Consider the following 25,694-nt stretch of genomic DNA (forward strand, 5'->3'; position numbering starts at 1 on the left):
CACAGCTTGTTACATAACTTTACTTCACCATAACCAACCTATTAAACGGAGGAAAGTACCATGAAAAAACTTATTGCTGTGCTGCTGCTGGTCATGACAGCCCTTGCCTTAAGGGCAGGCGAAGAAACGATCAATTACCTGACTTCCGGTGGTAAAACCTATTTCTGCCAGAAAGTAAGATCCGGGTTATTCTGTGCAAACATCGTAACAAGCGATGGATTTACCCTTAAAATTCCTTACAGTAAAGTGGATTCCTATTTCTGCAAAGGAAAACTTTACGAACGGCTCCCTGTAATCTACGAAGGTGCGGCTAAAGGCAAAACCGCCCTTATGGAGTATGTAACTTCGCGTAACGGGCTCAGGCTCTATAAGTACTGCGAATACGGCGAATGCGGCGACCTGTTGAAATGCAATTATCAGCCGGCTCATCTCCAGGTGGTTTACTATGTTTTTAAAGATGGCGAATTCTACCTGCTGGTGGATTGTAAAAATGCCGCCACGGTCCTTCCGTTTTTCGGAATTAAGGTAATATAGTCCTTAATACGGAACTTTATTCCTGAACAGGATCCGACCGTAAATTCAGTAACCATTAACAAATCACTGTCATGAAAACAATCCTGATATTACTGACACTGGCCTTAATATCGCCGGGCAGCAGGGCAAAATCATCTGCTGAGGGTTTCATCGTCACGGAAGGGATTACTTATCAATGCCTGAAAATGACAACCGGATTCTCTCACACCCGGATTATGACGACTGAAGGTGAGTTTTTAAAAATCCCCAACAGCAGCGTGAAAGCCTACCGGATAAAAGACCATCAATATGAACTGTTGCCGTTGCTGAATGTCCGGGGCGATACCCTTGACCTCGTGTTCATGGAATTCATTTCCCGGCGCGATGGCTGCCGTCTTTACAGGTATTGCAGTAACTGCGGAAAATATGATCCTTTGAACTGGGAAATTGCTCCTCAAAACCGTATTTACAGGTACTATCTGTTGAGTAACGGACATTTGAAACTGCTGAAAAGTGAAGCAGAAACCAATGACACCCTGGCCTGGTTTAATATCAACGTAATCAGCGATCGCAGGCCAAGATAGTCAAGATGCGATGACCGGCAATATTGCCGTAAACCAGGAAAGGCCGTTTCTATTCCGAAACGGCCTTTCCTGCTATTAACTGACCTCAGCTTATTGCCTGATCAAACGCCGTGTAAATGATTTGTATCCGGTAATTACCTCAACAATATACAATCCTGCCGGTATATCAGAAATGTTGACTTCTGAACTGAAACCTTTCTGCAGAATGAGTTTGCCAAGCAGGTTATAAATCCTGATTTCCTTTCCTTCGGCACCCGATAATCCTATATGCAGCATGTTGTCTGATGCAGGATTCGGATAAATCATCAGGGTGGGTTCTTCAGCAAAATCCACTCCCGATGAAAATCCCTGGTTGGCTGTAAGTACAATGTTAACTGTATAATCTTCAACCTCGCCATAAGAGAAGACTTCACAGGAGGTCGGGCTGGCATTGTACTTCATGGAAACACGCATGCGGGTCGGTCCGGTAAGTGCAGCAGAGGGCACAGTAAAGTTCCTGCTGATGGAAGTGGAGGTCGTTCGGGTAACATTAACCACCTGTTCGCCGGAATCAAGAAAATCGCCATCGTGATTATAATCAATCCAAACCCTGTAGGCTTCACGGTATCGTGATCCCGACCAGGCCGGGACAATCACAATATTGTTGGATGTACCTCTTACCAGATTGGTTGAAAGCGCGGTATAATCGGCATATCCGCCATTATTGCCTGAATTGTTGTTGACAGATCCGAGCTGCACCCGCTGAATCCATTCATCGGCGGTACTGTTGCCCCTTGAAGCACAATAGGTAATCGTATTCTCCAGTGTAGTGATATTTACAAGATTACTTGAAGGGGAAACATTTCCGGCGGCATCTTTTGCCCTTACTGAGAATGTGTAGGAAGTATTCGGCGTTAACCCGACAACCGCAGCTGAAGTTGAAGTAACTGTCTGAACAACTGCACTGCCCTGATAGACATCATATCCGGTTACCCCGACATTATCGGTGGAAGCTGTCCATGAAAGATTCACCGCAGTCTGGGTAATTCCTGATGCAGTCAAATCCGTTGGTGCAGTAGGAGCCTGGGTATCAGGAGGAGCCAGGGTGGTCACATTCAAAACATTCGAGGAAGGTGAAACATTTCCGGCGGCATCTCTGGCTTTTACCGAGAAAGTATAGCTGGTTGAAGCCGAGAGTCCTGTGACCGAAGCCGAAGTTACAGCAACCGACTGAATCAGTGTACTGCCCTGGTAAACATCGTAGGCAACTACGCCCACATTATCGGTGGATGCTGTCCAGCTGAGGTTGACCGAGTTTTGGGTAATACCCGACGCCGTCAGTCCGGTCGGGGCGGTCGGGGCTTGTGTATCAGGACCCTGAGCCGCGATAATTACAGTATAGTCCTCAACTTCGCCGTAAGTGAATGTTTCACAGGCAGTGGGAACTGCATTGTACTTCATCGAAACACGCATCCGGGTTGCGCCCTCTGTGGCAGTAGCAGGAACGGCAACCGAACCGCTTACAGGGGTTGTCTTGGTGGCAGCATTGGTAAATACCTGTTCACCGGCATCGGTAAAATCGCCGTCTTTGTTGTAATCAATCCACACCGAATAACCTTCGGAATAAACAGTACCGGTCCAGGTCGGAGTTATTGTGATGGTATAGGCTGTCCCCTTGTCCAGACTGGTTGAGATAGCCGTGAAATCGGAGTAATACTGGGCTCCGGAAGCATTATTGATGGTATTGAGCTGCACCCTGCCGATATACTCATCGTTGGTATTTGTACTGGCCGAACTGCAGTAATTCAGCTGCACCTCAGTGGTTGTGAACAATACCGAAGCTGAATAAGCCGAAGTAATATTGTCAGGGCATTTGCTCCGAACCTGTGCTTCATACTGTGTCAGCGGACTCAGCCCTGAAAGACTGGCAGAAGTGCCTGTAACGGCAACAGTTGTCCAGGTAGTAGTCCCTGTTACCCGGTATCTTAAATCGTAAGTAGCTGCAGTTACAGCATTCCAGGTAAGGGTTGCCGTGGATGAACCGGTTCCGGTGACCGAAAGCCCGGTCGGAACCTCCGGATTGCAAACCACCGGCGTTGCCGATACACCTGTAATGATAAGGCTGTAGTTCTGGCTTCCGCCTGAGAGGGTTCCTTTATGGGTAACTGTAACAGTATAGGAACCGCTGGCACCGGCAACATCCACCCTTTCAAACGGGTCTTTTACGTTATCTCCGCGGTCGTTGGTATTTACACCGGTAAGCCTCCACGGCAACTGTGATGCACCACCTTGAGTGATTCTCAGATCGAGGTCATTCACCAGGCGCGCAATGGTTGAGTTAGTAGCTGTGGTGGCTGTTCCTGCAGGATCGGTCCACGAAATGGAGGCCATCAGCGGGTTTATCCCATCGGCATCTACCTGAATGGTATAGGTTTGCCCCTGCATAAGGGTCAATTCGCTGATGACAGACTGATTTCCGTTTTGTGAAATAACTTCAGCAGCCCTTTTGGCATTCATCAATCCCCATCCGAAAATGGCATCGGGGCCGGCCATCCCTGCATCATCGGCAGTGTGCAGGGCAAGCCCCTTAAGGGTTGCAGCCCGCATAAAGCTACCATTCACATTGTTTGCATGCTGCTGCAACAGCAACAGTGAACCTGCAATATTGGGCGAGGCCATTGAAGTACCTGTTATACTTGCATAGGCAGTGTTTGAACTTTCATAAGTTGAATAGACCGAAGTCCCGTTGCCGGTAATATCGGGTTTAATGCGGTAATCGTCGGTCGGGCCCTGACTGCTTGAACTGTTGATCGAGACACTTATAAGGTTGCCTGCATCATCAATGTTTGCATCCTGGGCATTGGCCACTACCATATTATTTTTAGAGGTGGAATGACCGGTAAGTTTATCGTACTGCGGATATGACGGGTTTAAGGGAGCTCCGTTATAATTTGTGGTACCATCGTTGCCTGCCGCAACCACCATAAGATAATAAGGAGCATTGTACATCAAAGCATCCCAGTCGCGCGAGTCTGTAATGTAAGCCCCGAAATAGTAGTCGGAAACCAGATCTGACCGGTAGCCATAGGAATGGTTCGAGATCAGCATCCCGTTTGCCGCCGCAGCAGTGGCTTCCGAAAGGTCATTGTTCCATTCATACCCGATGGCATAAGCCCTGGGTGCCATGCCCTTTGCAGATGCTACAACGCCCGAAGCGATGATGGTTCCGGTTACATGGGCCGAGTGATAATTAAGGGTGGTTGTACCGTCGCCAATGCTGAAACGGTCGTTGCCCCCCGGCCCGTCGTATTCCTGATGCGTACTACGCGCCAGACCTCCGTCCCAGATATGGGCGGTCATGCTTTGCCCGTCAAGGTTAAACCCTGTTGAACCGCCGATATTCAGATGGTTGGCACGTGTTGACCTTGATGCAGCAACATTCATGGTACGGTAGTATACAAGAGTGCCATCCGGGTCAACCCGCTGCAATTCGGCATACCCTCCGTCAGGCAGATTTAATACTACTTCAATCCCATTAAGTTGCGCATACAATAGGGCTGCCTGTTTTTCAAGTTCAGCCCGGCCTCTGAATTTCACCTCCAGATTAGCCAGCTCACGTTGATCATATCGTGAGACAATGGTCTCTTTTTGCTGCCTTGTTTGCCCGGTAACCGTCAGGCCTGAAATGATCAATACATTCAGCAACGGCAAAATCAAGCGTAGTTTTCGGATCATACTTTCAGAATTTGGTGAAACAATCGTGTAAATAAGAATTATATAAAAGTAATACGAAAATCAAAAAAAAGAAACACCAAAAACCTTAAAAATCCTGCCAATTGAAAAAATAAATTTTTATGATTCCTGACTTTCCGGTTGTGCCAAATCAGGCTTACTCACTGAACTGAAAAAACCATCTATAAACTGCACAGCAGCATGAAGAATTCATTTTTTCGGTCAACATCTTGGCATAAAAAGAATTAATTTAGCATAAGGTGAACGGGCAAAGGTATTCACATGAAAAAAGAGATTCCTGTATTGTATTTTAACAGCCTAAAGGCCGGCGTATTCACATTGCTTCTGACAGCAGCAGCATTGACAGCAGCAGCAGGAGATAAAGCACATGAACAGGTTCATGTAAATTTATTGCTGAAAGGAAGCAGTGTTCCGGAGAGTTTCAGTTCAATTGTTATTCCATTAAAGCAGGCCGGCAGACTTTTTCTGATAGAAGCCAGGATTGACGATCAGGAAGGAAATCTGATCTTCGACACAGGCGCCACCGGACTGGTGCTCAACCGCACGTATTTCAGAAAATATGCTGCCTATGAAAAGCCCGGCGCAGGAGGTATTACGGGCAATTTCAGCAAAGTTTACGGGACCATCGTTAAAGAGATTGACGCCTCAGGCTTTTTTTATGAAAAAGTTCCGGCAGATATGGCCGATCTTGGTCATATTGAAGACAAACGCGGAGTGAAAATCCTGGGACTTTTCGGAATGAAAATGATCGATGATATGGAGGTGATTTTCGATGCCGCGGCAAACCAGCTGACACTGGTGCAAACCGACCTGGAGGGCAACCGGACAGAGAATAACAATGATCTGCCGCAGTTTAACTTCAGGCAGAAAATAGAAACCCATCACAAAATAATGCTGGTCAGGGGCAGAATCGGCGATAAGACCCTGAATTTCTGCCTCGACACCGGAGCTGAAATCAATGCCCTGCACCGGAATGTATCGAAGAAAGTAATGGAAACCGTACAGATCAGCCGCCGGGCACCGGTCGGAGGCGCTGCTTCGCGGTCATCAGAAGTATTGTATGGCATCATGAATGAACTTGAAGTTGGCAGTCACCAGTTTGGCATTATGGGAACCGTAATCATGGACCTGACAGCAATGACTGAAGCTTACGGATGCACGATTGATGGCATGCTTGGCTATGACTTCTGGATAAAAGGCATTTATAGTATTAACTTCCGGAAAGAAGAGATTGGTTTTAATGTGAGAAAGGGGGACCGGCAATGAAAAAAATCATGCTGATCGCATTGGTCATGCTACTGCTTGTACCGCACATGGTTTTGTCGCAGTCTAAACCAGGGAATGTCTGTTATATCAGCGACAATCGCATCCATTTTCAGCTTGACAACCGATGGTCGGCACAGCGCAAAGACGAAATCTCCCGGCTCTTCAGTCTCGACAGCGCCCTGATGGAGAAGGCCCTGCAAACTTCAGAAAATGAAATTCTTTCGGGAAGCACCATATGGTTTGTCAGCCGCATAAACCAGCATATCGTAGAGATCTCCAAGCAACTGGAAGCCCCTTCGCTGGATATCGGCGCCCATGATGTGCTGCTGCTGGATGAAGAACTGCTTGACGGCGAACCTCCCCGGGGTGCGGAAATCAGGAAGCCCCGCCGCCCGTCATTGGTCAGCATCTTCCGCATGCATCCATGGCATTATGGCATTAACGATTTCAAAGATCCGTCTGTATTCAGCTTCAGTAATGATACGGCAACATTCCTTTTAAAAGAATACCCCAATGCACGCCGGGTAGTTCTTTCCGGGACCTTTAACAACTGGAGCACCCGGAAGCAGTTCATGCGTAAAACCAGCGAAGGATGGATCTGCCGCGTACATCTGAAACCGGGAAAATATCTCTACAAGTATATTGTAGACGGGCAATGGATGCCCGACCCCGCCAATAACCTGGAAGAATATGACGGACAGGGCGGCTCCAACAGTGCCGTTTACTGTTTCAACCACGCATTCAGGCTCACCGGATATCCGAAGGCAAAAAGAGTATATGTGTCAGGCAGCTTCAACAACTGGAACAGAAATCAGCTGAAGATGCGCAAGACAGACGGCGGTTGGGAACTGCCCATGTTTCTGAGCCCGGGAACCCACGCGTATAAGTTTATTGTTGACAGAAAATGGATAACCGATCCGGACAACCCGGTGATGCGCGACAATGGCAACGGCTCTTTCAATTCATACCTGGGCATAGGCGACACCATGACGTTCAGGCTCAGCGGATTTCAGACCGCCGGAAAGGTTTACCTGGCCGGGAGTTTCAACGGGTGGAACCCCAATGAGCTGCTGATGGATAAAACGGATAACGGATGGAAACTGGCTTACCACCTGGCACCAGGTATACACGAGTATAAATTCATTGTCGACGGGCAATGGATGCCCGATCCCGCCAACCCGGAAAGTGTCGGGAAAGGCGTTTCTGAAAATTCCGTACTAACCTTCAAGCCCAATTACACCTTTACCCTGGCGATGTTTACGGATGCGAAAAAAGTCATTGTTACGGGAAGCTTCAACGGGTGGCGCGAAGACGCATGCGCGATGACCCTGAAAGACGGGGTGTGGACCTGCCCCGTATTTCTCAGCCCGGGGAAGCACACCTACAAGTTCATTGTAGACGGGCAGTGGATGGTTGATCCGGCCAACGAAGTCTGGGAGGCCAATGCACAGGGTACCGGCAATTCGGTGCTCTGGGTGGAGCCATAGATGACCGCATTTCTATCTGAAATTCTGTATTCCGGCCAATCAGGAAGCATTGTCATGCCGTTTCGGGATGCGCCTGCTGCAATGCAAACCAGCGAAGCAGGAAAATATCTATGATCAGCACAAGCAGATTCCAGATTACCAGTGCAGATAATCCGGCGGAGGTAAACAGCCAGGTCATATCGAAGGAGGTGATCAGCGCGGAGGCCACGCTGCAGCATCCGTTGATCAGAAACAATGCTTTCAGCAAGGTTCCCATACTGCTTTTATCAAAAGTAAAGGCCATCAGTATAAATGAAAGCCCTATGCCGCCCCATCCGTACATTTCGAGCGCCCAGGCGAAAGAACCGGGATTGGCCATGGTGAAGGCCGGTAAAATGGTTGCTGTTTCAGGGGGATAGTGGGTAGCCAGATAGGGAATGTAAGTGGTTTGAATGATGTAGTTGATAAATACCACAGCCGTAAATACGGTATTTATAATCATTCCTGAAAGTGCATAGATCTTCTTTTCATTACTGGAAAGAAAATACAGCGAAACAAAGGTGAGCAACGAACCGATTACAAGAAGAAATCCAAGAAAGAAGGTTGCGGTCTGCAAAGGATGGAATGATTCCGCAAACAATGCAGCGTCGCGCCAGGCGGGCTGCGGGTGCAGCCACAGGACCAGCAACGGAAATACCAGGCCTGAAAAAATGACCCCGGAGATATTCATATACACGGCAAAACGGCCAAACCGGATGGTCTGCATGTGCAATTCCATATTCATAGCTGATCAGGATTTTGACAATTTTGACAAATATTCTTTGATCATGGCGGAATGTTTCCCGGCGAAATGGTTTCCCGGTATGTTTCCGCATGAAGGACACTTTATGTCATAGGAAGTATTGGCTTTACCGCATGCCGGACAGGCAAAATGAATTTCCATTTCCCTCATCCACACTTCAGGACCAGCTTCGGCAATCCGGGCCTGCGATTCCCATAATCCGGCCCTGTGCGGCATCATGGCCTGAAAATCTTTTAAAGCTTTGCACGGATATTCGTTGCAGGATCCACAAAAATCCACCCCTTTTCCGGCGGCGCAGCTTACCATTTTACATGCCCGGCACCAGGCGGTTTTGGTGTTTGACCGGCATCCGAGGCAGCGTGTTTCTTCGACCGGCTGATTAAGCCTGACGGCATATTGCGCCAGCTTTTCCGTGTCGTTTGATTGTGTTGCCAGAAAAATTCCGCAGGCTCCGCAATAGAGGCCGCATACAGCAGCCTTTTCCGGTATTGCATGATTTTCCATATCTCCGCAATGATAAGTTATTCTTCAATGAAAATTACCGATTCAACATCAACGTTTCCTTTGATCATAGCCCAGACAGGACAAATCGACTGCTCAGAAAGTGCAATTGCTTTTTCCGCATCGGCTGTTTTTACATCGGGAGATTTGATGTGGTATTCCACCCTTATTAAAGAAAAAGATGTAGGATGTTCCGTGTGGCGGACACCGCTTACTTTCATATCGAATCCGGTGATGGTTTTCTGCATTCTCCGCAGCAGGGTAAGCAAAGCGCCGGCAGCACAGGCGCCGAAGCTGATCAGGAAGAGCTGCAGGGGCATGTAGCCGAGTCCATCGCCGTAAGGCGGGATGTAATCCGTATCAATGGGTTCGAAATTACCGGCTTTTCCGGAAATGTGCAGTTTGCTGTTGACCAGGCTTAGCGCCGCTTCGAGCGGGGCTGCGGTTGTTGAATTGGCAGGTGCGTTTGCATTCATGACTTTTTAAGCTTGAAGAATCTCTAATTATTTGAACTGATGAAAAAAGATGTGGCAAATGTAAAGTCATGAAAAAAAGAAGTAAAATAATTGCCTGTGAAGCGCAGATAATCACCAGCGAAAAGCAATTCCGGCAGCATGAACCGTTCATTGTTTACCTTAGAAGTTACCGACTCCGCTAGTCAATCATCCGGACCATCTCAAACTGCTTGCCTTTCAGGGGCAATCCGCTGGAAATCAGGAATTCCGTAATGGCAGTGCAGGCAACATCCGTATTGACTGCTTTAACGGACGGGAGGCTGTTTTTTTTGAGCAATTCCGCCAGGAGCATGCTGCCTACCCCACTCCGTCTGAAGTCCGGGTGCACGGCAAGCTGGGTCAGGTCGCCGGTGGATGGTTCCAGAATGCCGTAGCCTGCAAAATCCGATCCCACAAATGCGCCCAGGATAAAATAATCCTGTTCCTGCCGCCTTATGCTTTCAAAACTGTTCTGCCACGAGGGGTGAAAATCCCACATCGGCATTACTTCTTCAGGCAGAGGCAGAGGAATCGGTTTACAGCGTATCTCCGGACCGGGATTTTTAACGCGGGGGTTAACTGATGCGGAAGGCGCCACAAAATAATTGAATTCACGTGTAACCCTGAATCCCTGCTTGCGGTAAACCTTCACTGCCGGTTCGTTGTGCTGCAGCACCTCAAGCAGGTATTGCCTTATGCCGGCACCGGCCAGAAACGGCAGCGAAGCTTCAAACACCTGAGAGGCAAGGCCCCTGCCCCGGTATTCCTTCAGGGTACCTGTACCGGTGTCATAAGCAGTGGGCTTGCCCTGAAAAGTTCCGGTTCCGTTGAAGGTAAAACTTACCAGCCTGCCTTCGTCGAATGCGCCAAACGAAAGGGAAGCATCAAAACCCCGCCGCTGAAGCATCCGGATGTGCTCTTCCCGGTTAACAGAAATTTCATAATCCGCAAAAGCGGCGTCAAACGCTTCAAACAGCGTGTCAAAACTTAAGTTCCCTAGGTTCTGTATGGTAATCATGAACGCAGATTTTATAAATTATGAGTCGCTCTCCTTATTCCATATACAATTTCATCAAGCAGCTCACCGTTTTTGATCAACACTTTTTCGAACCGGGCCTCGCAAGTGAAACCAGCCTTTTCGAGTACCCGTTGCGAGGCCAGGTTGGTGCCGAAAGGGCGCGCATAGATGCGGGTAATATCAAAGGTGCTGAAACCATAATCCACCATCCGGCGGATGGCAGCGGTCATAATTCCCCTGCCCCAGTATGACTCTGACAGCCAGTAGCCCATCTCGGCATTCAGCCGGTGAATATCCTCCTGCGGGAAAATCCCTATGCACCCAACCGCTTCTCCCTCAACATCAATGGCAAAAACATTGGGCGGGTCCTTTGCCATTGCCATTTTCAGGAAACCTCGGCCGCTCTCACGTGTGTATGGATGGGGAAACTGATCGGTGAGCCGGTCGGCAATCTTCCGGTTATCGGCATGTTTCATCAGACTTTCAAGGTCTGACAACTGCCATTTTCTCAATGTAAATAATTGCATTTAAATAAATTAATAAATCAACAACCACGGCATTCAGGTAGCCGCTTTTAAATCGCAGATACTGTTAAATTGCGGATGCCTTCAGCAAGATACAGATCCGAAGCCCGGATCAACGATGATCCTTCCGAAGCCTGTGTAAGGATGCAGCTCCCTGATGGCAAAGCGGATCAATCCGTTACTAACCAGCGGAAGGCTGGCCAGCACGGCTCCGGCTTTTTCCCTGCTTTCGCATTCCAGCACCAGCACGGCGTAATGGTTTTCATCAAAATAAAGCTCTCGGATACTTCCTTCAAGGTACAGTTCATGGGCCCTGAAAGCCTCACTGCGCAGCAACTCAGGAGTAAACGCCTGTCCGTCTGCACCGGTATCCTGTTCAATGGCAAGGTATTTCATGGTTATGCGATGTTAATTTCTCCGGTAAGATAAAGTTTTGCCTCCCCTCCGATCAGGCAGCGCGCTCCCAGATCGGTGCAGCAGAGCGAACCTCCCCTTTTTGAGAGTTGCCGGGCAGTCAGTTCATTTTTCCCGAGTCTGGCCGACCACAGGGGAGTAAGCGAGGTGTGGGCGGAACCCGTTACCGGATCTTCGTTGATGCCCACTCGGGGCCCGAAAAAACGGGAAACAAAATCCGCAGAATCACCCGGGGCGGTAACGATCAGCCCCCGGCAATCAAGCTGGTTTACCCTTGTAAAATCAGGAGACAGCTGCTTCACCGCACTTTCATCCTCCAGCACGGCAATCAGATCGGATCTTCCTTTCCAGGTTTCCAACGGGCGCAACCCTATGGCCGCCTGAATTTCATCTTCAAGTGACACCCGCTTCAGTATATCGGACGGAAAATCCATCAGCAGCAAATCACCGCGCCGGGACACTTTCAGCATCCCGCTTCTTGCAGAATGAAAGATAATTTCCTGCCCGGGATAACCCAGGTACTCAAACAATACATAAGCCGAAGCCAACGTGGCATGTCCGCATAAATCAACTTCCACTGCCGGGGTAAACCAACGTATCTCATACTCTTTCCCTGCCGGGACAATGAAAGCGGTTTCTGCCAGATTGTTTTCCGCCGCAATATCCTGCATCAGTGCTGCAGGGAGCCATTGATCCAGCGGACATACCGCCGCTGGATTGCCCTCAAACAGCCGGCCGGTAAAGGCGTCTACCTGAAAGATGCTGATTTTTTCCATATGCTTGATTCTGTTTAAGTCTTGACAAATATCTTACAATTCCCCGGAAACTGCAGGGTCGGGACCTGAAGTTTTTATAGGCCCGGAAGCCACAGATTTTAACTCCAGACGCCAGTTAAGCAGGGCTCCGGATGCTGCCTGAAGAAGAAAACCGTTGTTTGTCAGCACCTTTTGCGAAGCAAGATTGTCTTTTTCAGCAGATGCACATATAGCCCTGATCTCCGGTCTGCCGGCCGCCCAACCGATCAGTCCGGCAATGGCTTCTGCCATGTAGCCGTTTCCCCTGAATTCCTCGTGAATACCGTATCCGATTTCAATGGTTCCTGCTGCATCGGGCCGACCCATCAGGCAAAAATCGCCCACCATCACCCGCCGGGACTTTAAAATTATGGTCCAGAGGGTGAAATAAAGATAATCGGATCCTGCACCGGCAACATTGGTAAGGATGGATGTTTCGAGCGCTTCCTTCAGCTCGGTATTAAGTTCAGCAGGCAGCGCCTGCACGTTCAGTTCCTGCTCCAGCGAACGGTCAGCCAGGCTGTATTTTAACAGCTGGGCGTATGGAAGCGGCCGGATATACAAACGTTCTGTTTCGATCATAAACTTTCAGGTCTGATTATGCTGGAATTGCGCTGAAACAGCCTGTCGCAGCAGCATCAGCAGGCAAATACGGATAATTCCGGAACTACTGTTCCGGTACTGAAAATTACAAAAATGCGGCATATCCCGTTACAGCACAAAAGAATCAGGTTAGATGGCATGAAACAGCCTGTGGAAAGAAATATTCTCGCGATGAATTGCTGTCTGACCCGTCAAAGATTCTTTAAACCCCGTATAATTTAACAGCCACCTGAAAAAAAGCAAGCGAATAATTATTCAGGGATGTCAATCCCTGACACACAGGACAACCTGAATATCCGGATGTAAATCAAGATTCATTTTTCACCTGCTCTTCAGGCTTTTCTTACACCCGTTTCAAATGCCTTTTCAATTGTCTGAATCAATAGTGTCCGAAAAACCATCAGAAGATTCCTCACTTTTATAAGGAATGACGAAGCTTTCAAGGTGTAAATGGAGTGGAAGATGAGAAGGGTGGCGAAGTTTTCTCTCTCATCCTTCTTAAATTGCTAATTGATTATCACTCCGATACCGCATTTTACGGGAGTGGAATCTCTGACTCCATTTTTCAAAATTTAGCATTACCCTAATGCAGAAATATTAATAATACCCATCAACCTCTGGAATCTTTGTGCAAGCAGGTAATTGATGCCCGGATAAAAGGATTAGTACCTTAACTTCCTTCAAAGTCTGCAGGGAATATTAATTGAACCTCAGAAAGGGATATAAGACATGTTGTTCCTCTTTGATTTCCATCCAAAGGCCAGACCTGACTTTATAAAATCTTTATACAGTCTAAACTCAATTTTGCAAAAGATTTACAACTGCTGGCCTTATTTTGCCGATCAATCATTGCATTTGTCGGACAGATGGGCAACTTTAATTTTCGCGTCGTTTTCAGGATCATCAGCAACAACCTCTTTATATTATCCGCAGCTCTTTTGATAAGCGGTGCTGTGGCTATCTTAGCCGGAGAGCAGGTAAAACCGTTTCTGGAAACAGCCGTGCTTGCTTTTGCCGTTGGTCTGATGCTATATTATGCTGCACGCAGCAAAGCGGATCACCACCCGCTCAGCCGGAAAGAAGCCTATCTGACCGTTACGCTTACCTGGCTGATCATGAGCCTTACAGGCAGCCTCCCCTACCTGATTTCAGGAGCCATTCCTTCGGTAACTGATGCCATTTTTGAATCAGTCTCTGGTTTTACGACTACCGGATCCAGTATTCTTACCGATATCGAAGTTCTTCCAAAATCCATACTTTTCTGGAGAAGCCTTACCCACTGGATCGGAGGTATCGGCATCATTGTACTGGTAATTATCATAATGCCTGCACTGAAAATCGGGGGTTATCACCTGTTCTCGATGGAATCCTCCCTTCAGGAGAAAATCAGTCCAAGAATAAAAACTGTAGGTATTTATCTCTTATATATTTACATTTCGCTGACGGTTGCTGAAATCATCCTGCTTTTAGCCGGAGGGATGAACATTTTCGAAAGCACCTGCCATGCATTCGGCACGGTAGCTACGGGTGGCTTCTCTCCGCGGAACGACAGTATTGCAGGATATTCACCTTATATTCAATATGTTATAACAATATTTATGCTACTTGCCGGAGTTAATTTCATCATTCCCTATTATCTGGTGAAAAAGGATTTTCTAAAAATCAGACAGAATGAAGAGTTCCGGTTTTATCTGGTAGTAGTATTCATTATTGGAATTTTCATTTCACTATCACTGATGAAAGATATGGGAAAGTCTGCAGAAACCGCTTTCAGGGAAGGGTTCTTTCAGGTGGTTTCCATCATCACCTGTACCGGGTTTGCCACTGCCGATTACCTTCAGTGGCCGGTTTATGCCTGGCTGATTATCTTTTTCTGCATGTTCCTGGGAGGAAGTACGGGTTCAACGGCAGGAGGCATCAAGATGGTAAGGCACCTGATCGTTATGAAAAACGTAAGAATCATATTCAGAAGGTTAAGTTCCCCCCATGCCATGATTCCCATCCGTCTGAACAAAAAAATGCTGAATGAAGAGGCAAACAACTCCGTGCTGACATTTGTCACGCTCTATCTGATGGTTTTTATCACAGGCAGCGTTATTTTAGTGCTACTGGGTCTCGATGGGGCTACCTCTGCCAGTTCGGTGGCTACCTGTATGGCCGGTATTGGGCCCGGTATTGGCAGTGTGGGGCCTGTAAGTAATTTTGCCCATCTGCCGCAGGCCGCAAAAATCATCCTGTCAGTGCTGATGATCACCGGAAGGCTGGAAATATATACCGTATTGATTCTTTTTTCACCGTCTTACTGGAAAAAATAAACCAATTTACAGATGCCTTTTATCCTTAAATTTGAGTATGAAAACCGGAAAGCCTGAACAAGGCGGAATCAGCGGTTCGCGAAAGCCTGAAACAGGGCAGTACCTTATATCAGCAGCCATAACAGGTATTGCGGCTTTAAGTTGCGCTCCCCTTGCAGGAGGCAGTCACTATCATGTGGTTTCATTTATCCTGCTTTTCGTGGTTTCCATTATGTCAACTTTTCTGGGGATAGGGCCTGTACTGCTGGCCTCCACATTGAGTGCACTGATATGGAATTTCTTTTTTATCCCTCCCCAGCTTACATTTCACATTGACAAACCAGAAGACCTTTTGATATTCGGGCTTTTCTTCATCATTGCACTGGTTAATGGCATTCTGACCACACGTATCCGCAGGCAGGAGGTGCTGGCCCGCGAAAGGGAAAAACGCACCGAAAGTCTTTTCAGGTTGACTCATGAACTATCTAAAGCCAGCGGAATAGATGAGATCGTGGTGATTGCCGCAGAAAAAATTGAAGAGCAGTTTTCCGCACCCGCGTTTCTGATTCTTCAGGACGGAAACAACCACCTGATGGTCACAGGGCGGGGCAGGAAAAATATCCCGTTATCGCTCAACGAAGCGGAGGCAGCCGGATGGGTATTCAGTCATGTTAAAAAAGCAGGCAATTTTACTGCCCACCCGCTCACAGTAAATTACACCCTATATCCTTTGCAGGGAAATAAAATAAACCCTGGAGTGGTAGCTATCCGGCAAACGGAGGCATTCAACGAAGAACAACAATCCTATTGGGATACCTTTATCGCGCAAATTACCAACGCCCTTGAAAGGGAATTCCTGGGTGAACTGGCCAGGCAGGCAAGGTTTCTGGCCGAATCAGACCGGCTTTACAAAACCCTGTTCAATTCTATTTCGCATGAACTCAGAATTCCTGTTGCTACGATAATGGGAGCCTCGGACACCATCCTGAATACCGAGGAATCAGGCAATATACAGAAGGAATTGATTGGTGAGATCTTTACCGCATCGCTCCGGCTCAACCGGTTGATCGAAAACCTGCTGAACATCACCCGCCTCGAAAGCGGGCACATCTCGGTAAGGCTGGACTGGTACGACATCAATGACCTGATCAACATGGTACTGGAGGAGCTGGAGGATGAATTGAAACCTTTCTCGGTTCAGGTCAGCATTCCGGATGATATGCCGCCAGTAAAGATTGACTTCGGATTGATGGAGCAGGTGTTATATAATCTGCTTTACAATGCGGCCCAACATGCTCCCGCTGCATCTGAAATCCTGCTTACAGCCGGAACTACTGAATCAGGATTTACACTTCAGCTCACCGATAAGGGCCCGGGGTTCCCGGAAACGGCGCTGAAACAGGTTTTTGATAAATTCTACCGCGTCGACAATAAAAAAGCGGGCGGCCTGGGCCTGGGGCTTTCCATAGTGAAAGGATTTACCGAAGCGCACAAGGGCAGCATCCACGTTGAAAATGCCCCGGGAGGAGGCGCATTGTTTACCCTGCATATCCCTTCCGAAAAACCCGACTTTGATATCCCGAACCAGACCATAAAATGAACAACAGCGAAACCATACTGATTATTGACGATGAATTGCAGATCAGACGACTGCTCGAAATCACCCTGTCTGCCAGCGGGTACCACATCATTGTTTCAGCAACAGGTAAGGAAGGTTTGGTAGATGCGGCAACCCATCATCCATCACTGATCCTGCTTGATCTGGGTTTGCCCGACATTGATGGTCAACTGCTGCTGAAAAAACTCCGGGAATGGTATGCCAAACCGGTGATTGTATTATCAGTGCGCAATTCGGAAACGGATATCATCCAGGCGCTCGACAATGGCGCTAACGACTACCTGACCAAGCCCTTCAGAACCGGAGAACTGCTGGCACGGATCAGGGCAGCAGCTAGGGCTGCCCAAAGCCTACCCGACTCCGCAGTGGTTGAAACCGATTCGCTTAGCATTGACATGGCCAGTCATATCGTACGCAAAAACGGGGAAATCCTGAAACTTACCGCCACGGAATTCTCCCTGCTCTCCCTTCTGGCCAAAAACAGCGGACGCGTACTTACCCATCAGTATATTCTTAAAGAAGTCTGGGGTCACGGGTATACCGGTCAAACCCAATATCTGCGCGTGTTTGTGGCACAACTTAGAAAAAAGATTGAAGACAACCCCGCCAGGCCGGCCTTGCTGATCACAGAATCGGGCATCGGATACCGCTTCGGGGAGTGAATTCCTCCGAGTGATTAACTTTTTTTTGATTTGTTGTATTCTTATCCGGCAATATCCATCAATCCAAATTACTGATTCTCTTAAATTTAAATATTTCCATCAGGAATGCTTATTAGAGCAACGAGACATTCTTATATCCAAACTGATGACAATATTACCATACATTGTGGAGATAAGAATATTACAACACCTGTTACAGATTTTTCTTCCCAATATCCTTAAGCGGGCGAAACATTGCACGGATTACAAAGGTTCCGGCAAACTGCCTCAGGCTGAAACATCCGGGCCAGTATGTATTTATTCGTGTCCCTAAGGCGATCGGAATCGTGGCTTTTTCTGTTAACCTCAGGGGTATTTCTTCCGCATATATTCCACCGTCGACTGAATCAGCCTGATCAGGACATCCTGCCTGTTGTCAGCCAGCTTTTTGACATAAAAATACAGGTTTACTTTCACAGTTCAGAATCAGAATGCCACGAATGCACGAATGGAGTTTTTGCTGAGTAACAATCAAAGGACAACTCTCTTATGATTTAACCTGGACTCACCAAAGTTCAACAGCAATGCCATTTATTACCTGACACGATCAAGTCGGATTCATGCTCAATGGTTGTTATTACCATCCATGCAAATTCTTATCAACCTGTAACTTTCTTCCTTATACAGGATATCACTCATAATGGCTGTTCTTTAGGAAGATTACAAATTATTCGTGTATTCGTGGCTTTCTCTTTTACCCTCAGGGGTATTTCTTCCGCATATATTCCACCGTCGACTGAATCAGCCTGATCAGGACATCCTGCCTGATGTCAGCCAGCTTTTTGACATAAAAATACAGGTTTACTTTCACATTTCAGAATCAGGAAGCCACGAATGCACGAATGGAGTTTTTGCTGAGTAACAATCAAAGGACAACTCTCTTATAATTTAGCCTGGACTCACCAAAGTTCACCAGCAATGCCAGTTTATTTCCTGATACTTTCAAATAATTGATGGACTGGGCAACAAATTCTTCCCTGATTGTAGATACGCTTTTTACTTCTAAAATAATCTTATCAAACACAACAAAGTCAGCATAGAAATTGTGAGGAAGAATAATGCTTTTGTATTTCACATCATATCTCTTTTCTCTTTCAAAGGGAATACCTGCTTTGACAAATTCATATTCCAATGCATCCTTATATACAATTTCCAGAAATCCTGCACCCAGATTGTTATGCACATCCATGCAAATTCTTATTAACCTGTAGCTTTCCTCTTTAAAAATTATATCACTCATACAAACTAAATTTTATCAAAAAATACATGATATTCGTGCATTCGTGGCTTTTTCTCTCAACTTCAAGAGTATTTCTTACGCAGGTAATCCACCGATGACTGAATCAGCCTGATCAGGACATCCTGCCTGATGTCAGCCAGCTTTTTAACATATATACAGGCTTTGCCCATCTTGTACTTACCCAGCTCTTTCAGCATTTCATCCTGACCCGGAGCGCCCGCGTAAACATACAATGAAATGGCTGCTTTACGCGGCGAAAACCCTGCCAGCGGCCAGTCGCCCTCCTGCCGGCTTCTTTCCGATTTGTAATGATAACTGCCAAACCCGATGATGGAAGGCCCCCACATAACAGGTTGATAACCGGTGATTTCCTCCATCAGCTTCAGCAATGTAAAGCTGTCAGCAATTTTTTGTTCTGTATTTGCAAATGTCCGGATAAATTCATGTACGTCCGTGTCAACCGGCCTGGTTTTGATTTCTGCCATATGCTGATTTTTAATATTTTATACTGAATTTCTGAATTTATTTCCGTAAAATTTTCTCCATAGGCCTGCCTTTGGCCAGTTCGTCCACCATCTTGTCGAGATAGCGGATCTGCTGCATCAGCTTGTCCCCGATTTCTTCCACCCGGATGCCGCAAACAACTCCGGTAATTTTGGATGCATCAGGATTGATCCGCGGCGCACCTGAAAAGAAATGCTCAAAGTCAGTCTGATTGTCAAGCTGTTGTTGCAGGGCTTGTGCATTATATCCGGTCAGCCAGCAGATGATCTGGTCCACTTCGGCCCTGCTGCGCCCTTTCTTCTCCGCTTTCGCAATGTAAAATGGATATACCTGAGAAAAAGGCATCCTGAAGATTTTTGTATTTGCGTTCATTCGATTGTTATTGGGCTCAGGGTTTCAGTTTCCAGATTTTTTCCGAAGCCGGCAGGTATTCGGGAAGCGCGGCGGAACCATACCAGCTGAATAACTCATAATCCAGCAATCCGTTTTTAATGGCCGGGTCGGTCAGCAGGAGCGCCCTGGCCTCATCTTCCGATGGGATATTATGCAGAATAAAGATTCCGCGGTATTGAAGTTCATTTTTCCCCATAGGCCCGGCGACCACCAGTTTATTTTCCTCCACCAGGCGGCTGATATTATCCAGATGCCCTCTGAAACTATTGGTTATCAATTCCCTTTCCGCAGTAGTATTCGATCCGGTCTTCAGGATAACCAGAAAGTAAGACTTCATCCCGTAGTCATCTCCGCCCAGCCTGCCGGCCAGTGCAGCATCGTAAGCGGGATTGGCGGAAGTGGTATCCTGCACATACTGCCGGATCATTTTATAGGAAAACCCTTTACCGGCTCCGTCGGAAACTTCCACAAATATTTCATTGGCCGAAAGTTCCCGGTAAACAATCTTTTGGGGAAAATCGTGTACGGGATTGACAAAATTCCAGACTCCCTCAGCGGCGACAAGCTTAAAATCTACTCCTTCCCCCTGATTCTGGTCAGCAAGTGTGGCGGTGTAAACCACATCCTGGTTTTTCCGGCCGATTTCAAGGTATTCGGTTACCCGGATTCTCCCCTCCTCCAGCTTATAGGCGAACCCTTTCAGCGAGGATTCATTGAGTTTATCCCAATGTTCATAGGTATCGCGGTTTTCCGTTTTCCAGGTTCCCTGCAGAAAGCCGGGGAAAGCCGGTTGTCCGTAAGGGATTGAGGTTATGCATGCTGCGATAATTGAAAGCAGGATTTTCATGGTTTTATGTGGATTGGTTAAGGACGGTTTTATAAGGTCCAGCATGACGGGCACGGATGGAATCGGCTATTCATGTTTCAGGTAAGGGTTGTATGCAATTTCCCATAGATTTCCGTCAGGATCTCCGATGTAGCTGCTGTAGCCTCCCCAAAAGACTTTCTGCGGTTCTTTCACCACGTGTACGCCCCTGCTTTTCAACACAGCGATCAGGTCATCAACTTCCTGCACACTCCTGACGTTATATGAAATCGTAAACCCTCTGAAACCCTGTCCAACAGCATCAACACCGGCATCATGCGCCAGCGCGTTTTTGGGATATAATGCCAGGTAAAGACCGCAAAGTTCAAAAACGATCAGGTCGTCGCTGCCCTGAGCGGAACGCTTCCACCCGAATTTATTTTCATAAAAGTCAATGGATGCATTTATATCATTGACTCCCAATGTAATAAATGTAATACGCTGTTCCATTTCTTTATCGTTTCTGCCTTGTCCAATGGCAATAGAACCTAAGAATAACAATCCGGCGGGCAAAATGATCTGTTTCATAGCCCGGGAATTTGACTGATAGTCTCCAGCGGACAAATAAACCTGTATTGATCAGTCCTGCTGCGTTTCACATTGAACAAACATAACGATTTCAGGAATATTGCATGGTTAAATCTGATTGCATGGTCTGCTTTCTTATGCAGGGGTCACGCATCAACAATACTTCCAGACCCTCTTCAGCAAAGTAACAATGTATAAACTTGTTTTTCAACGAAAAAAAACTCTGGCCGGTTCAAAGCAATTTTTGAATAATTTTTTTCTTCAGCCGCTTGTATATTTCAAATTTAGCTTTAATTTTGCAGTCCCTTTTGAGGGAAAAACACTCCTCCTTAGCTCAGTTGGTTAGAGCATCTGACTGTTAATCAGAGGGTCGCTGGTTCAAGTCCAGCAGGGGGAGCAAGAAAAGACAAGCCGGCAGAAATGCCGGCTTTTTTTCTATCGCAGATATAATCAGTCGGTTAGAGCAGAACCTGTCTCAATTGGCCGCATATTCTAATTTTAACTTAAGTTCAATTGCCTGTAACCCCGCACCTGCATGATTAATCGGCCGCTCATTCCGTAAACGGACCGATTCGGGATCCGGCAAAACAGCAAAGCAGGTGAAGAGAATATCGATCTGCAAATTTCTGTTTATATTAAATTCTCCCGGCTTAATTCGGTGTTCATAGCCTCCGGTTTTTACCTGTCTTTTCCCCGCAAATAATAACTTTCTATTCCTGGAAGAACTTGCTTTTAATCGGATTTTTCCGTAAATTAGAATGAATTTTGGAGAACTGCCTTTGAAGGATTGTTGTTTCTCCCCTTTCTTTTCACTTCCTTCTTTTTCCTTCCGCGGCAGCGTATCCGGTTTAATAAGCGGATAACACAGTTACAGGATTTTTCACCATTCAATCAATCAAGGCCATGAAACATTTAGCTTTAACCTGCATTCTTTTTTGCCTGGCACTCACAGGTTTGTGCCAGTTTGTGCCTCAGCCGCTGAATTATCCCGGCGTGGGATACTGGCCATATTATTACGCCATCACAGACCCGGATCATGTCTGGATCGGGACGTTCCACGAGAATGGATTACCTTGTCCTTTTTCAGTGAAGACCACCGATGGCGGTGAATCCTGGATCTTTGACACAATCCCGGTTCCCGGCATTCCTCAATGTGTTTCTGTATGCGGGTGGGATGCAAATACCGGTTTCTTCGTGTTTGCAGATTCCGATGGCAGCACTGATCCTTCCATATGGAAAACCACCGACGGCGGTACTAACTGGTCCAACATGATCACAACGCAGTTTACCGGTAGTTTTATCAATTTCTACCATGCCTTCAGCGCAGATTCAGGGCTCGCGGTGGGAGATCCCAGGGATGGTTACTTTGAAATACAACTTACACACAATGGCGGAACGACATGGTCAAGGGTCCCCTCTTCTGACATCCCTGATATCCTGCCGGATGAAATGGGATTGAACCATAGTTATTCCGGCGTGGGGAATTCTGTCTGGTTTACGACCAGCAAGGCCAGGCTTTTCCGCTCTGCCGACAGAGGCCTGACCTGGGAAGCTACAGAACTGGTTCCGAATGCAAGCCTTGATCTTGGCGTGTGTTTTTCCACAGCACAGCATGGAGCGGTCTGGAACAGATCTGTAAATACCAATCAGCTTTTCATCACCAACGACGGCGGTGTTACCCTGGAGCCGGTATCATTCCCGGCGGGATACTATATAATGGACATGAGCTGTGTGCAGGGGATTGATGGCGGTTTTGTGATAACCGCATACAAAAACTCAATGAGGGTATATTTCACCCCGGATATGTTCAGCAATCTGTTCATTATCAAATCCAGCATATTGTCAAACGGAGCGGTTGAATTTTACGATGAGGCCACAGGATGGCTGGGTGGCGGAGAATCAGGATACAATGAGATTTATAAATATACCGGGATACTGACATCCACCAATGAAACACTGACTGAACATGCCCGGTTGACAATCATTCCCAATCCATCGGATGCCGAAGCCCTGTTAAGATTGCCGCAGAATGGAAACCTGAAATTTACAGGGCTCCGGGTTACAGACCTGACCGGCAAGGTGATTTACAGCCGTTCCGTCAGATCTTCCGGTGGATGGATTAAACTGGATGCATCCGCTTTAATAAACGGGGTCTATATTCTGGAAGTCCTGTCGGGAAACAAGCCATCAGGCCGTGCAAAGTGGATTGTAAACCATTGATCAGAACATTCAGCCGTTGAACAGATTTTTACATCCCATGCAATTTTTGTTTTACTAGCTGCATATCTGATCAATACCTGAAAAGACAGGCTTTAAGATCCATCTGATTAATGCAAATCATGAACACTGATAAACGGGCTGGAACAGAAGATTTAATGCCTGCTCAATAATGAATTTCTGACTGAATCCTGATCTGACATCAAACCTTCCACGGCCCGCACCATCTGAATACCTGATTAGAGGATAAACAAATAACCAGCACTACCTGACAACGATTTTTGCTGAGGCCGACCGGTCAGTATCTGAGAACCTGGCAAAATAAATGCCGGGAGCAACCTTTCTTCCGCTTTGATCACACAGGTCCCACTCCAGGGTGTTGTTTCCTGCTTTGAAAATATTTTCGCTGATTTCCTTCACTTTTTTTCCGTGCATATCGTAAAACGAAAGCGTTATAGCTCCGGAATGACATGTACTGAATCTGATAACTGTTTTATCTGAAACAGGATTCGGATAAGCGGACAGACCTGTTTTTGATGTTGAACTGGTGAGGTGAGATGTTCCAACAGGATCATTGATGACCTGCAGTACGGCAATTCCCCTTCCAAGGCAACTCATCCACAATTCATAACCATTGTCTGTAACTTTTACTTCCAGATCGCTGATGGTACTGTTTGGCAGGCCACCCCACTGGGGTATTCCCCCTGGTGATGAGGGGTAAATGCCAATATTCTCACCATCGTACCATAAAATTCCGGCGTCAGTTGAGGGATACTCAGAATCGTATTGCATCCACAGCAGCCCGTCGGGTGTAATGGTGAGGGGTCTTACATGCTCCCCGGGGAATGGCCATCCTTCATCATATGACCAGGTCTGGAAGGCGCCCGTGTTGGTGTTAAGACGTATTAAAGTGCTTCCGGTGCTGGTAAACTGCGACCAGGTTCCAACCCACACAATACCATTTGCATCAGCTGCAAAACCGGTAAACCAGGCTACGCTGCCCGGAAAGTCTTCAATTCCGCGGCTGTATGTGTTAATTCCATCTGTGCGTTGAATTTCGTAATCGGTCATGGCCCAATATGTAAGTCTTCTTAGCGTGTGATGACCTACCTGGCAGTGGAGCAGCAGACCTTAGGTGAGGCAATCTTTTCCTCTTTTTTTCAGTACCTGAATTGCCTTGTAAACCGCTGCCTTTTCAATTCCTGGTTTAGTGGAACCTTCAGCTGATTTCATAGGTTTTTCTGATTCCCTGAGGGTCGTCAGTACAATTTCTTATGGTTCCATTTTCTGATCAGTTCACTGTTTTTGTTTTTAAAGCCGCCATTTTGTGTCCTAAAAACCCAAGTATCAGCCAGGGAACAATACCATCGGCGAAATGGGCAAATATATCAGGCGCTTTATACCAGATAAAATTGGCATAAGGGATAAAGAAGAACCCGATCATTCCTACTGCAAGCGCAAGCAACAAGCGGTTGGTCAGGGTTGGATTCTTTTGTTGCAGGAACAACCAGAAGAGAAGGAAAGAAATTACAAAGCACACCAGCAATCCCCTGATCATCGGCATGGCCATACTCATGGAATTTGCCTTCTGGTAATTAATTACAGCCCAGGGTTTACCTTCCAGCTTGTCCATCGAAGCCTGTTGTTCAGCCCTGCTCAGCGATGGATCAGGCTGTCCCAGCAAGTACATTCCCTGAGAAAGCCCGGCCTCTTCAAGCATTTGCAGAATGCTGTCCTGGGCCGGTGTATAGGTCGATGCCGCCCTGTGAAAGTTGGGCATGGCATAAGATAAAAACTGCCAGGCAAAAATGATGATTGCCCCGATCAATGAAAAGAGAAGTTTCTGCTTCATGTCTTGTCGTTTTGTATTATCAAAGATAATAAAAATATTCATATTAAAGTATATCGATATTCTGATTAAAGGGCAAAAGATATCAGCGTGTCAGTTTCAAAAAGATATACTGCCCTTCAAAAGTCCGGATACATGCAATAGCTGATCAAATGCTATATCAAAGGATCTGATTATATTTCCCGTATCCTTACAATTATACTTTCCCGGTCAGAAATAGGACGGGAATTTCATGCCGGAACACACTATAAAAAACCCGGATTTACCGCAGGCACTTACGAATTCATTGTCATAATCTACCGGTAAATATAAATTCTACCCCCTTTTAAATTGAATACGTTCAGGTTCTTTATTACTTCACCCTCGCTCTGCCCGGGGCTTCGCATTATTACGCGGATTGCTGCTTCATGGCAACCATAGCCAACAGCCGGGATCAATTATTCTGGCATAATCCGGCAGCCCCCGCAAAGTGGATTGTTATCACTGTAAAGGAAAATTTCCCTGAGATAATATTTTTACATTCCGTTACCGGAATTCACCGGTTAAAAATCTGAAAAATGGATTAAAATAGGCTTTCACACGAGCGATATAGTCTCTTTTCCAGAGCAACCACAAACCTCTTATTGTTCACCAGTTTCCATTACGAAAGCAAGTTTGCCTGTTCAATGAAAGTAGGCCATTTCCGGTAAAAAGTACTATCCGCCAACAGGCAGATACCTGAATGGCGGATAGCGGTCAAAACGCAGGATCTCACTTAAGGATTCAAACATAACT

24 protein-coding genes and 1 tRNA gene are annotated in these 25,694 nt (G+C 46.8%); 9 read left to right on the plus strand and 16 right to left on the minus strand.

Annotated elements, in window-relative coordinates; all coding sequences use genetic code 11:
- Window positions 1-60 precede the first annotated feature (60 nt).
- Complete coding sequence (locus TBC1_RS09230; protein WP_062041225.1) at window positions 61-534, plus strand: hypothetical protein; 474 nt, start codon at window positions 61-63, stop codon at window positions 532-534.
- Window positions 535-605: 71 nt separating this feature from the next.
- Window positions 606-1,097 carry a hypothetical protein gene (locus tag TBC1_RS09235; RefSeq protein ID WP_062041229.1) on the plus strand — a complete coding sequence of 164 codons (492 nt, stop codon included), beginning with the start codon at window positions 606-608 and terminating at the stop codon, window positions 1,095-1,097.
- A 90-nt stretch (window positions 1,098-1,187) separates the two neighbouring features.
- Here TBC1_RS09235 and TBC1_RS09240 read toward each other — a convergent pair whose 3' ends face one another.
- Window positions 1,188-4,811 carry a GEVED domain-containing protein gene (locus tag TBC1_RS09240; RefSeq protein ID WP_082189542.1) on the minus strand — a complete coding sequence of 1,208 codons (3,624 nt, stop codon included), beginning with the start codon at window positions 4,809-4,811 and terminating at the stop codon, window positions 1,188-1,190.
- 279 nt (window positions 4,812-5,090) lie between these two features.
- On the opposite strand from TBC1_RS09240, the gene TBC1_RS09245 reads away from it, so the two are divergent.
- Both TBC1_RS09245 and TBC1_RS09250 read left to right on the plus strand, forming a co-directional pair.
- A complete protein-coding gene (locus tag TBC1_RS09245; RefSeq protein WP_062041231.1) occupies window positions 5,091-6,095 on the plus strand; it encodes an aspartyl protease family protein in 1,005 nt (334 codons plus the stop codon).
- Window positions 6,092-7,582: a glycogen-binding domain-containing protein gene (locus tag TBC1_RS09250; RefSeq protein ID WP_062041235.1), complete on the plus strand. Its 1,491-nt coding sequence runs from the start codon at window positions 6,092-6,094 to the stop codon at window positions 7,580-7,582. The genes TBC1_RS09245 and TBC1_RS09250 overlap by 4 nt, the downstream gene beginning before the upstream one ends.
- A gap of 52 nt (window positions 7,583-7,634) precedes the next feature.
- Here TBC1_RS09250 and TBC1_RS09255 read toward each other — a convergent pair whose 3' ends face one another.
- The 8 genes from TBC1_RS09255 to TBC1_RS09290 form a co-directional block, all read right to left on the minus strand.
- Window positions 7,635-8,345, minus strand: coding sequence for a hypothetical protein (locus TBC1_RS09255; protein WP_062041238.1), 711 nt, complete (start codon window positions 8,343-8,345; stop codon window positions 7,635-7,637).
- Between the two features lie 6 nt (window positions 8,346-8,351).
- Window positions 8,352-8,867 (minus strand): DUF3795 domain-containing protein, encoded by a 516-nt coding sequence (locus tag TBC1_RS09260; protein WP_062041241.1) that lies wholly within the window; start codon window positions 8,865-8,867, stop codon window positions 8,352-8,354.
- A 17-nt stretch (window positions 8,868-8,884) separates the two neighbouring features.
- Window positions 8,885-9,340: an OsmC family protein gene (locus TBC1_RS09265; protein ID WP_062041244.1), complete on the minus strand. Its 456-nt coding sequence runs from the start codon at window positions 9,338-9,340 to the stop codon at window positions 8,885-8,887.
- A 178-nt stretch (window positions 9,341-9,518) separates the two neighbouring features.
- Window positions 9,519-10,376, minus strand: a complete 858-nt coding sequence (locus TBC1_RS09270; RefSeq protein WP_316931804.1) for a GNAT family N-acetyltransferase — start codon at window positions 10,374-10,376, stop codon at window positions 9,519-9,521.
- An 11-nt stretch (window positions 10,377-10,387) separates the two neighbouring features.
- The gene (locus TBC1_RS09275; protein WP_062041247.1) at window positions 10,388-10,903 is read right to left on the minus strand and encodes a GNAT family N-acetyltransferase; all 516 of its coding nucleotides are present in this window, start codon (window positions 10,901-10,903) and stop codon (window positions 10,388-10,390) included.
- An 81-nt stretch (window positions 10,904-10,984) separates the two neighbouring features.
- Window positions 10,985-11,296, minus strand: a complete 312-nt coding sequence (locus tag TBC1_RS09280; RefSeq protein WP_062041250.1) for a hypothetical protein — start codon at window positions 11,294-11,296, stop codon at window positions 10,985-10,987.
- Window positions 11,297-11,298: 2 nt separating this feature from the next.
- Entirely contained in the window at window positions 11,299-12,090 is a 792-nt protein-coding gene (locus TBC1_RS09285; RefSeq protein WP_062041253.1) for a PhzF family phenazine biosynthesis protein, read from the minus strand.
- A gap of 33 nt (window positions 12,091-12,123) precedes the next feature.
- Window positions 12,124-12,690 (minus strand): GNAT family N-acetyltransferase, encoded by a 567-nt coding sequence (locus tag TBC1_RS09290; RefSeq protein ID WP_082189543.1) that lies wholly within the window; start codon window positions 12,688-12,690, stop codon window positions 12,124-12,126.
- A 974-nt stretch (window positions 12,691-13,664) separates the two neighbouring features.
- On the opposite strand from TBC1_RS09290, the gene TBC1_RS09295 reads away from it, so the two are divergent.
- From TBC1_RS09295 to TBC1_RS09305, 3 genes are read left to right on the plus strand one after another with little or no spacing between them, the layout of a single operon-like run.
- Window positions 13,665-15,026 (plus strand): TrkH family potassium uptake protein, encoded by a 1,362-nt coding sequence (locus TBC1_RS09295; protein ID WP_172668865.1) that lies wholly within the window; start codon window positions 13,665-13,667, stop codon window positions 15,024-15,026.
- Window positions 15,027-15,063: 37 nt separating this feature from the next.
- Window positions 15,064-16,605: an ATP-binding protein gene (locus TBC1_RS09300; protein WP_062041259.1), complete on the plus strand. Its 1,542-nt coding sequence runs from the start codon at window positions 15,064-15,066 to the stop codon at window positions 16,603-16,605.
- Window positions 16,602-17,285 (plus strand): response regulator, encoded by a 684-nt coding sequence (locus TBC1_RS09305; protein ID WP_062041261.1) that lies wholly within the window; start codon window positions 16,602-16,604, stop codon window positions 17,283-17,285. The genes TBC1_RS09300 and TBC1_RS09305 overlap by 4 nt, the downstream gene beginning before the upstream one ends.
- 904 nt (window positions 17,286-18,189) lie before the next feature.
- Here the strand turns inward: TBC1_RS09305 and TBC1_RS09310 are convergent.
- From TBC1_RS09310 to TBC1_RS09330, 5 genes are all read right to left on the minus strand, one after another.
- Window positions 18,190-18,564: a GxxExxY protein gene (locus tag TBC1_RS09310; RefSeq protein ID WP_062041264.1), complete on the minus strand. Its 375-nt coding sequence runs from the start codon at window positions 18,562-18,564 to the stop codon at window positions 18,190-18,192.
- A 62-nt stretch (window positions 18,565-18,626) separates the two neighbouring features.
- On the minus strand, window positions 18,627-19,049 hold the full coding sequence (locus TBC1_RS09315) for a DUF1801 domain-containing protein (RefSeq protein ID WP_062041267.1): 423 nt from the start codon (window positions 19,047-19,049) through the stop codon (window positions 18,627-18,629).
- 37 nt (window positions 19,050-19,086) lie between these two features.
- Window positions 19,087-19,440 carry a DUF2200 domain-containing protein gene (locus TBC1_RS09320; protein WP_062041269.1) on the minus strand — a complete coding sequence of 118 codons (354 nt, stop codon included), beginning with the start codon at window positions 19,438-19,440 and terminating at the stop codon, window positions 19,087-19,089.
- A 16-nt stretch (window positions 19,441-19,456) separates the two neighbouring features.
- Window positions 19,457-20,308, minus strand: coding sequence for a DUF6265 family protein (locus TBC1_RS09325; protein ID WP_062042937.1), 852 nt, complete (start codon window positions 20,306-20,308; stop codon window positions 19,457-19,459).
- A 66-nt stretch (window positions 20,309-20,374) separates the two neighbouring features.
- The gene (locus TBC1_RS09330; protein WP_201781647.1) at window positions 20,375-20,854 is read right to left on the minus strand and encodes a VOC family protein; all 480 of its coding nucleotides are present in this window, start codon (window positions 20,852-20,854) and stop codon (window positions 20,375-20,377) included.
- 323 nt (window positions 20,855-21,177) lie between these two features.
- On the opposite strand from TBC1_RS09330, the gene TBC1_RS09335 reads away from it, so the two are divergent.
- Together TBC1_RS09335 and TBC1_RS09340 are read left to right on the plus strand one after the other, a co-directional pair.
- Window positions 21,178-21,251, plus strand: a tRNA-Asn gene (locus TBC1_RS09335).
- A 506-nt stretch (window positions 21,252-21,757) separates the two neighbouring features.
- Complete coding sequence (locus TBC1_RS09340; protein WP_062041273.1) at window positions 21,758-23,074, plus strand: T9SS type A sorting domain-containing protein; 1,317 nt, start codon at window positions 21,758-21,760, stop codon at window positions 23,072-23,074.
- Between the two features lie 261 nt (window positions 23,075-23,335).
- Here TBC1_RS09340 and TBC1_RS09345 read toward each other — a convergent pair whose 3' ends face one another.
- Window positions 23,336-24,142 carry a T9SS type A sorting domain-containing protein gene (locus tag TBC1_RS09345; RefSeq protein WP_062041275.1) on the minus strand — a complete coding sequence of 269 codons (807 nt, stop codon included), beginning with the start codon at window positions 24,140-24,142 and terminating at the stop codon, window positions 23,336-23,338.
- A gap of 220 nt (window positions 24,143-24,362) precedes the next feature.
- On the minus strand, window positions 24,363-24,923 hold the full coding sequence (locus tag TBC1_RS09350; RefSeq protein ID WP_137305557.1) for a hypothetical protein: 561 nt from the start codon (window positions 24,921-24,923) through the stop codon (window positions 24,363-24,365).
- Between the last annotated feature and the right edge of the window lie 771 nt (window positions 24,924-25,694).

This window comes from Lentimicrobium saccharophilum (assembly GCF_001192835.1).
Lineage (GTDB): Bacteria > Bacteroidota > Bacteroidia > Bacteroidales > Lentimicrobiaceae > Lentimicrobium > Lentimicrobium saccharophilum.